The following is an 8,174-nucleotide window of genomic DNA, read 5'->3' as shown; positions in this document are numbered from 1 at the left end:
CGCGCTTCGGGCGAAATGCGGGTGGTGCTGATCGGCTGGATCCGGTCGCTATCGGCCGACAGCCGCCCGTATGTCGAGCCAAGCTTGAACGCGACCGCCAAGGCAATCGCGATCATCAGCCATTGTTCGAACGTGAAGCCCATTCGGGCAGTATAGGGCAGATCAGGCGCCGCACCAATCCACGCGCGGCCCGCCCCAGCTTTCGGCGAGGCCTTCGGCGACCAGCACCTGGCCGAGGCTCTGCCCGCCGCGCTGGGCGACCATCAACCGCCTTCCATAGGAATCGAACGTCCGGTCGGCTGGCTGGAGTTCGAACGGCCCGGCATTGAGCAAGTCGATGAGGCGGCTGGTCGCCTGCTGGCCGATCTCCCGTTCCAGGTTGCAGCCGGGACTGGCGACCTCGGGCGTGTCGATATCGGCGATGCGGATCCTGGTTCCCTGGTACCACAGCGTGTCGCCGTCGACGACGCAGGTGAAGCGGTCGCTCGCGCAACGCGCGAAGGTATCGGTCACGGTGGTCGCATTGCTCGCGGTGAGACGTCCGGAGAGCTGGGGTTGGCCGGCTTCGATATCGTCGGCACTGGTCGGCCAGACCCGCTCCTGCCATTCGGCCTCGGTCATCGCGAACAGCCGCTGGACTTCGGGCGAAAGCTCGTCCGCCCCGTCGGTTCCGCCGAACGGCAAGGCGTCCCACGCGAACACGCTGGCAAAGGCGAGGACCGACAGCCCGCCGACCAGCAGCGCGAATTGCCGTTCCTTGCGCTGCCTGGGCGCGCGCGGCCCCTTGCGCCAGGAGTGCCCGCCGCGCTGCAGCGGCATGGCTCCGTAAGGCTTGTCGAAATAATCGGGCATGGCGCAAACGCTACGCCCCCGATGGCCAAGATTGTATTAAGGGCTAACCCTGTCGGGTCGTTTACCTAGCCGCTCCGCGCCATCCGCCCTTTCCTACTCCCGAGCGAGCCGCTAAGGCGCGCGGACTGTTTGCAGGAGGGTGGCGCGATGAGCGCAGGCCAGGACAAGACGATGCTCTCCAAGGCGGAAACGCTGATCGAGGCGCTGCCCTATTTCCAGCGCTATGCCGGGCGCACTTTCGTCGTCAAATATGGCGGCCACGCGATGGGCGATCCCAAGGCGGCGCGCGAGTTTGCCGAGGATATCGTGCTTCTGAAGGCGGTCGGGATCAACCCGGTGGTGGTCCATGGCGGCGGGCCGCAGATCGGCGCGATGCTCAAGAAGCTCGGGGTCGAGAGCGAATTCGTCGATGGGCTGAGGGTGACCGACAAGGCGACCGCCGAAATCGCCGAAATGGTCCTGTCGGGCGCGATCAACAAGGAGCTGGTCGGCTGGATCAACAATGCCGGGGGCAAGGCGATCGGCCTGTCTGGCAAGGACGGCAAGATGGTCACCGCGACCAAGGTCACCCGCACGACCAAGGACCCCGAAAGCAATATCGAGCAGGCGATCGACCTCGGTTGTGTCGGCGAGCCGAGCCATGTCGATACCAAGGTGCTCAAGACCGCCAGCGATGCCGGGATGATCCCGATCGTCGCGCCGATCGGCGCGGGCGAGGACGGGCACACCTACAATATCAACGCCGACACCATGGCCGGGGCGATCGCCGCGGCGCTGGGCGCGGCGCGGCTGTTCCTGCTGACCGATGTCCCGGGCGTGCTCGGCAAGGATGGCAAACTCCTCACCGATTTGACCCCGAAAGACATTGCGCGGCTGAGGGATGACGGGACGATCTCGGGCGGGATGATCCCCAAGCTCGAAACCTGCGTCCACGCGGTCGAGGCCGGGTGCGAGGCGGCGGTGGTGCTCGACGGGCGGGTGCCGCATGCAATGCTGCTCGAATTCTTCACCTCGCGCGGCGCGGGCACGCTGATCAGGGCCGAATGAACGCGATCCCGGCATTCCGTATTGTGCGGTTGATACACCGCCCCCGGCTCGGCTAGGCAGGCGGCAGCACACTTTTCGAAAGGCGCGGCACAGTGGGTGGATTCCTGATTCTCGACATCCTCGGCATGATCATCAACGTGATCGTGATGCTGGTGATCATCCAGTTCATCATCGGCCTGTTGTTCGCATTCAACGTCGTCAGCTCGCGCAACGATTTCCTGTTCCAGGTCTATCGCTCGATCAATTCGCTGCTCGAGCCGGTTCTGCGACCGATAAGGCGGATCATGCCCGAGACCGGCGCGATCGACTTTTCGCCGCTGGTGCTGATCCTCGGCCTGACGATCATCCAGCGGATCCTCTTTTCCCTGCTTCTGGGAGCGTAATCGATGAGTGCAGCGCTGATTGACGGGAAGGCCTTTGCCGAAGGCCTCCGCCAACGGATCGGGACCTATGCATCGCAGTTCGAGGCCAAGGCGGGCCGCAAGGCCGGGCTGGCGGTGGTGCTGGTCGGCGAGGACCCGGCGAGCGAGGTCTATGTCCGCTCCAAGGGCAAGGCCACCCTCTCCGCGGGGATGAACAGCTACGAATACAAGCTGCCTGCCGACACCAGCGAGGCCGAGCTGATCGCCAAGGTCGAGGAACTGAACGCCGATCCCAATGTCGACGGCATCCTCGTCCAGCTGCCATTGCCCAAGGGGCTCGACGAACAGGCGGTGATCTCGACCATCGATCCCGACAAGGATGTCGACGGCTTCCATATCATCAATGCCGGTCGCCTCTCGGTCGGCCAGAAGGGCTTTGTGCCCTGCACGCCGCTCGGTTGCCTGATGCTGCTCAAGGACCGCCTCGGCGATCTGTCGGGCCTGGACGCGGTCGTGGTCGGGCGTTCGAACATCGTCGGCAAGCCGATGGCGCAGCTCCTGACCGATGCGAACTGCACGGTTACCATCGCCCATAGCCGCACGCGCGACCTGCCCGGGGTCGTGCGCCGTGCGGATATCGTGATCGCGGCGGTCGGCCGCCCAGAAATGGTCAAGGGCGACTGGATCAAGCCCGGCGCGGTGGTGATCGATGTCGGGATCAACCGGATCGACACCGAGGATGGCAAGACAAAGCTGGTCGGCGATGTCGATTTCGCTTCCGCGCGCGAGGTGGCCTCGGCGATCACCCCGGTGCCGGGAGGGGTCGGCCCGATGACGATTGCCGTGCTCTTGAGAAATGCGCTGGTCTCGGCCTATCGCCGCGAGGGCATCGCGCTCGATGAGGATGCGCTGTGATGAGCGGGCGGGCAGCAATCGTCGCGCTGTTTTCCGGTGCGGCGCTGCTCGCCGCCTGTTCGGGGCCGAATGTCGATCGCAATCGCTTTACCCGCAACCTCAAGCCCGTCGCGCAGCCTGGGCAGGTGGTCGCAACCGAACTCGGTTTTGCCGCCATGGCGCGCGACCAGGGCCAGTGGACCGCCTTTGCCGAATACGCCGCCGACGATGCGGTGATGTTCGTGCCCGAACCGGTCAATGCCAGGGAATGGCTTAAGGGGCGGGACAACCCGCCGCAAGCTGTGACCTGGGAGCCGCACCAGGTCTGGTCGAGCTGCGACGGCTCGCTGGCGGTTTCGACCGGCGCCTACCAGCAGCCCGACGGGCAGGTCGGACGGTTCGTCACGGTCTGGGAGCGGCAGGAAAGGGACGGCAGCTACAAATTCGTGCTCGATATGGGCGAACCGCTCGACAAGCCGCTGGCCGAGCCCGAAATGGTCCAGGCCGAAGTGGCCGACTGCGAAGGCGAACGTGAAATCGTCAATTGGCACCAGCGGCTCGACCAGCTGGGCATTGGACTTGGCAGTTCGCAAGACGACACGCTGGCCTATTACTGGGAAGTGAATGCGGACGGTAGCCGGACGATCTCGGTCAGGATGATGCGCGATGGCGCGATGCACGAAGTGCTTGCGGTCGAAGGCGGCCGATAGGCGACTGAATGCTCGAACTCTTCCTCTCGGCCTTTGTCACGCTGTTCGTGGTGATCGACCCTCCGGGTTGCGCGCCGATCTATGCCGGCATGTCGCGCGAGGCGGGACCGGCGCAGCAACGCAGGATGGCGATCAAGGCAAGCTTCATTGCCGCGCTCATCCTGTTCGGCTTTGCGCTGTTTGGCGCGGAACTGCTAAGCGCGCTGCATATCGAGCTCGACAGTTTCCGGATCGCGGGTGGCATCCTGCTGTTCTTCATCGCCGCCGAGATGGTGTTCGAACGGCGCACCAAGCGGCGCGAGGAACGGGTCGAGAAGATCCTGGCAACGCCCGAAGTGGAAGATGTCTCGGTCTTCCCGATGGCGATGCCGATGATTGCCGGGCCGGGCTCGATCGCGACAGTGATGCTGCTGGTGAACGAGGCCAGCGGAACCGAAGCCACCTTGACCGTGTTCGCCGCGCTCGCTGTGGTGCTGCTGCTGACCATGATCGCCCTGCTCGCCGCCGGGCCGTTGATCCGGCTGCTGGGCACCAGCGTCGAAGGCGCGATCACCCGCCTCCTGGGCGTGCTGCTGGCGGCGCTCGCCGCGCAATATGTGATCGACGGGCTCAAGGGCAGTTTCGGGATCTAGATCCTCCCCCGAAGGGGAGGGGCTAATTACTGCAGCGTTACCCGGCCCTGGTCGCCATCATGGCGACCGAAAAACGCCATCAGCTGGGTCAGCAATTCGCAACGCGCGCGAATGTTCGACGCTTCCAACAGCGCCTGCTTGGCCGCGACGTCGAACGGCGCGATCTGGCTCACGCCGTTGATCAGCGAGACGTCGTCGAGCCGCGCGACCGAATCCCAGTCGACCGAATAGCCCTGCCGGTCGGCAAATTCGCGCGCCTCGCGTTCGAAGCTGGCGCGTTCGACCGCGCTCAGTACGTCGTCATCGTCGTCCTCGATCAATTCGGCCTCGACCTGCCGGAACGGGGTGGTCGCGTCGAGTTCGCGCAGCAGGCGAAAGCGGTGCTCGCCTTCGAGCACGATGTTGAACCGCCCGTCCTCGAGCGCCTCGACTTCGCCGATCTTGCCGACGCAGCCGATCGAGAACAGCGGCGAGCCTTCCGCCATGGCTTGCGGCTGGATCATCGCAATCCGCCGGTCGCGCGCGAGCGAATCCTGCACCAGCGCGCGATAGCGCGGCTCGAAGATATGCAGCGGCAATTGCAACCCCGGGAACAGGATCGCGCCCGGGAGAGGAAAGATCGAGAGGCGTTTGCTCGACAATTCGGCCCGCATCTCAGCCGAACAGCAGCAGCGAGAGCTTGCGGCGCTGGCTCGCGACCCACGGGTCTTCCAGCCCGACCGCTTCGAAGATCTGCAACAGTCTGGCCTTGGCCGCGCCGTCGTTCCATTCGGGATCGGCTTCGATCATCTTGAGCAGCGTGGCTGCGGCATCGTCGCGCGCACCACCCGCAAAGGCAGCACCAGCATAGGCAAGCTGAGCGTCCATGTCGCCCGGTGCAGCTTCCGCTGCCGCACGCAATCGCGCCAGCTCCTCGGCGTCCTGCGGGGCCTCGCTGGCCAGTTCAAGCAGGCTCAGGGCCTGGGCTATGGCCGGGTCGCGCTTAAGCTCTTCGGGCAGTTCGTCGAGCGCCGCCTTTGCCTGGTCGGCATGGCCGGCGGCGATCAGCGAACGGATCAGCCCCGAATGGGCGGCGGCGCTGTCGGGCGCCATCTGTGCGATCTGGAGGAAGATCCCAGCGGCGCGCTCGCCATCGCCGGCGGCCAGGACGTCCTCGCCCATCGCCAGCAGCGGCTCGATGTCCTGGGCCGGTGAATCGCCATCGGGCTTGATCGGCAGCTTGGACAGCAATTCGTCGAAAACTTGCCGCAGCTGGCTCTCGCTGCGGGCATTGGTGAGATCGGCGACCGGCTGGCCCTGGAACATGGCATAGACCGTCGGGATCGATCGCACCTGGAACTGGGCCGCGATGAATTTCTCTTCATCGACATTGATCTTGGCGAGGGCCACGCCCTTGTCGGCGTATTCGGCCGTGACTTTTTCGAGCACCGGAGCCAGCGCCTTGCACGGCCCGCACCATTCGGCCCAGAAATCGAGGATCACAAGCTTCGTCATCGAAGGTTCGACGACCTCCGCCTTGAAGCGCTCCACCGCCTTCTGTTCTTCGATATTGAGGCCCATGCTTGCCAAGGGATGCTCCCGTCTTCGCCGCGTTCTCGGTGCCTAATGTGGCCCTTCCTGACCGTTTGTGAAGGGGCGATCTCGGCAAGCGGCGAGAATCCACTTTCCCCCTTGCCCGCGCCTTGGGTGGGTGCTAACCGCGCGCCTCCCCTCCCGGACGAACCTGACCGGGAGCGCCAGTGAGCGGGCGTAGCTCAGGGGTAGAGCACAACCTTGCCAAGGTTGGGGTCGTGAGTTCGAATCTCATCGCCCGCTCCAGTTTTCCTGCATTACCGGCTCAGTCGTCGCATTCCTCGCTGGTTGCGGCATCTTCCGCGGCGTTGCCCGCTGCCCGGCCGAGCGCGCCGCCCAAGGCACCGCCGAGTGCGCCGCCCAATCCGCCCAGTCCCCTGCGCTTGGGCTTGCAGGGCTGCACCTGCTCATCCTGCTCAAGGCCCATGGTCATGCCCTGCATTTCCATCCAGCTGGTCATCGAGCGGTGCCGGATGCGCGCGGTCCATTCGAGGTTCCACGGCACGCCGGCCTGGGTCGGCCGCGGAGGATAGGAAAAATTCTCTTCCGGCCCGAAGGCGGTGAAGCTGCCCAGGCGGAAATCGGGGGCGGCGTTGGTCACTTCGACAGGGACGATGCAGCTGGTCGTCTGCGGCGACATCACCGAACCGTCCTCTACCAGCGAAGCCACTTGGGCTGGCGAAAGCCAGTCCGCGAGCCCGCCTCCGAACTGACGTGTGGAACTCGACGACCACATGACCATGTCGCCCATTTCGCCGCCGGGCCCCTGTTTGCCTCCGAACAGCGAGGTGTAATAGCCGGTCGCATCGCCCACCGCGGCCCAGGTCAGCAAGGTCGAGCCGCTCGGATTGGGCGTCGACTTCAAGGCGATCGGAGCCATGAAATCCTTGCTCAGGACGAAATTGATGTCGGGTGAATAATTGCCCGAGACGCGATGCGCGCCGATCAGCGAGCTATCGGGCCTGGCGTATTTGCCGTCTTCGGCCGGCCAGCGACCGAACGTCCGGCTGTTTTCGAGGTTCGGCCCCCAGTCGCGCAGGATCGTGCTGGTCCACGGGCTATCGCCCGGCGGTAACTCCCCGCGCGCGAGCTTTTCGAGGTCGATGACATAGGGCTGGCCCGCGGGCGCATGCTCGCCGCAGCCCCAGAAGATCAGGATGCGGCCCTTTGGCAGATCGCCAGGACGCATGTTGGGGATCTCGTCGACCGGGCCGCGTTCGCTCACCGGCGTCACCAGTTCGACCGATCTTCCCAGCTTGGCATTGGGCGGCATGAAATGTTCCGCTTCGGGCTTGCCCTTTTCGGGGGCGTCGGAAGAGCCCAGCCGGAGCAAGAGTTCGTGCTGGACCTGGCTCCCGCCGCCGCCCATCATCATCCGGGACATATTCATCTGGCCGGGTTGGCCGACGCCGGAAATCGTTCCGGCGCGCATGTCGTAGCGCCCGATCGGGCCGCTGTCGGGGCCGTCTTGCGCCATCAGCGGCAAGGCAAGGAATCCGGCGGCGATCGCGCCAGCGGACACGGCAATCGAAAGTCTGGATTTCATGGTGCGAGTCTCTCAAGTGAAGAGGTGCGCAAATTACTCTCGTTCAAGGAGAATTGCGCGCGGATTCTGCATCTGCGAGCGATTCTCACCGGGGCGAAATCACGGTCTGTCCTGGTGCATTGCGCGCTCGACTCTTGGGCTCGCGCCGATTAGCGATGCAGGCCGATGGGAGAGTGGCTCATGGGAATCCTGGAAGGCCAGGTCGCGCTGGTCACTGGCGCGGGACGCGGCTTCGGGCGCGCGATTGCCGAGCGCTTCGCGAGCGAAGGGGCTAAGGTCGCATTGCTGGCGCGTTCGCTCGACCAGCTCGAAGACGTTGCCGAAGCGATCCGCAGCGCTGGTGGCGACGCCCTGGCGATCGCCTGCGACGTCACCGATCCGGCTTCGATCGATGCCGCCGTTTCGCGGGCCGAGAGCGAACTTGGCCCGGTCGACCTGCTGGTCAACAATGCCGGGGTGCCGGGGCCGTTCGGGCCGATCTGGAAAGTCGATCCCGAGGCCTGGTGGAACGCACAAAGGATCCATATCCGCGCGCCGATGCTGTTCCTGCACCGCGTGC

General features: G+C 65.0%; 10 protein-coding genes and 1 tRNA gene. 7 read left to right on the top strand and 4 right to left on the bottom strand.

The window, feature by feature from the left end:
- Positions 1–162: 162 nt before the first annotated feature.
- Complete coding sequence (locus AC16XC_RS06930; RefSeq protein WP_484033917.1) at positions 163–852, bottom strand: thermonuclease family protein; 690 nt, start codon at positions 850–852, stop codon at positions 163–165.
- A 147-nt stretch (positions 853–999) separates the two neighbouring features.
- Here AC16XC_RS06930 and argB point away from each other — a divergent pair, with 147 nt between their 5' ends.
- From argB to AC16XC_RS06905, 5 genes are all read left to right on the top strand, one after another.
- Complete coding sequence (gene argB, locus AC16XC_RS06925) at positions 1,000–1,899, top strand: acetylglutamate kinase (protein ID WP_484033916.1); 900 nt, start codon at positions 1,000–1,002, stop codon at positions 1,897–1,899.
- 125 nt (positions 1,900–2,024) lie between these two features.
- Positions 2,025–2,282, top strand: a complete 258-nt coding sequence (locus tag AC16XC_RS06920; RefSeq protein WP_484033919.1) for a YggT family protein — start codon at positions 2,025–2,027, stop codon at positions 2,280–2,282.
- A 3-nt stretch (positions 2,283–2,285) separates the two neighbouring features.
- Positions 2,286–3,176 (top strand): bifunctional methylenetetrahydrofolate dehydrogenase/methenyltetrahydrofolate cyclohydrolase FolD, encoded by an 891-nt coding sequence (gene folD / locus AC16XC_RS06915; RefSeq protein WP_484033915.1) that lies wholly within the window; start codon positions 2,286–2,288, stop codon positions 3,174–3,176.
- Complete coding sequence (locus AC16XC_RS06910; protein WP_484033914.1) at positions 3,176–3,865, top strand: Cif family virulence factor; 690 nt, start codon at positions 3,176–3,178, stop codon at positions 3,863–3,865. Before folD ends, AC16XC_RS06910 begins: the two co-directional genes overlap by 1 nt.
- 8 nt (positions 3,866–3,873) lie before the next feature.
- Positions 3,874–4,497 (top strand): MarC family protein, encoded by a 624-nt coding sequence (locus tag AC16XC_RS06905; RefSeq protein WP_484033913.1) that lies wholly within the window; start codon positions 3,874–3,876, stop codon positions 4,495–4,497.
- Positions 4,498–4,523: 26 nt separating this feature from the next.
- Here AC16XC_RS06905 and AC16XC_RS06900 read toward each other — a convergent pair whose 3' ends face one another.
- Both AC16XC_RS06900 and AC16XC_RS06895 read right to left on the bottom strand, forming a co-directional pair.
- The gene (locus AC16XC_RS06900) at positions 4,524–5,138 is read right to left on the bottom strand and encodes an LON peptidase substrate-binding domain-containing protein (protein WP_484033912.1); all 615 of its coding nucleotides are present in this window, start codon (positions 5,136–5,138) and stop codon (positions 4,524–4,526) included.
- A gap of 13 nt (positions 5,139–5,151) precedes the next feature.
- Positions 5,152–6,057, bottom strand: coding sequence for a tetratricopeptide repeat protein (locus AC16XC_RS06895; RefSeq protein ID WP_484033918.1), 906 nt, complete (start codon positions 6,055–6,057; stop codon positions 5,152–5,154).
- Between the two features lie 183 nt (positions 6,058–6,240).
- On the opposite strand from AC16XC_RS06895, the gene AC16XC_RS06890 reads away from it, so the two are divergent.
- Positions 6,241–6,315 (top strand) — tRNA-Gly (locus AC16XC_RS06890).
- 19 nt (positions 6,316–6,334) lie between these two features.
- Here the strand turns inward: AC16XC_RS06890 and AC16XC_RS06885 are convergent.
- Positions 6,335–7,615, bottom strand: a complete 1,281-nt coding sequence (locus AC16XC_RS06885) for a hypothetical protein (protein WP_484033911.1) — start codon at positions 7,613–7,615, stop codon at positions 6,335–6,337.
- 180 nt (positions 7,616–7,795) lie between these two features.
- On the opposite strand from AC16XC_RS06885, the gene AC16XC_RS06880 reads away from it, so the two are divergent.
- A partial coding sequence (locus tag AC16XC_RS06880; protein WP_484033910.1) for an SDR family NAD(P)-dependent oxidoreductase occupies positions 7,796–8,174 on the top strand: 379 nt, incomplete at its 3' end.

It is taken from the genome of Candidatus Andeanibacterium sp., from assembly GCF_057143545.1.
Note: the sequence above shows the minus strand (reverse complement) of the source record. Positions and strands in the feature narration are given on the sequence as shown.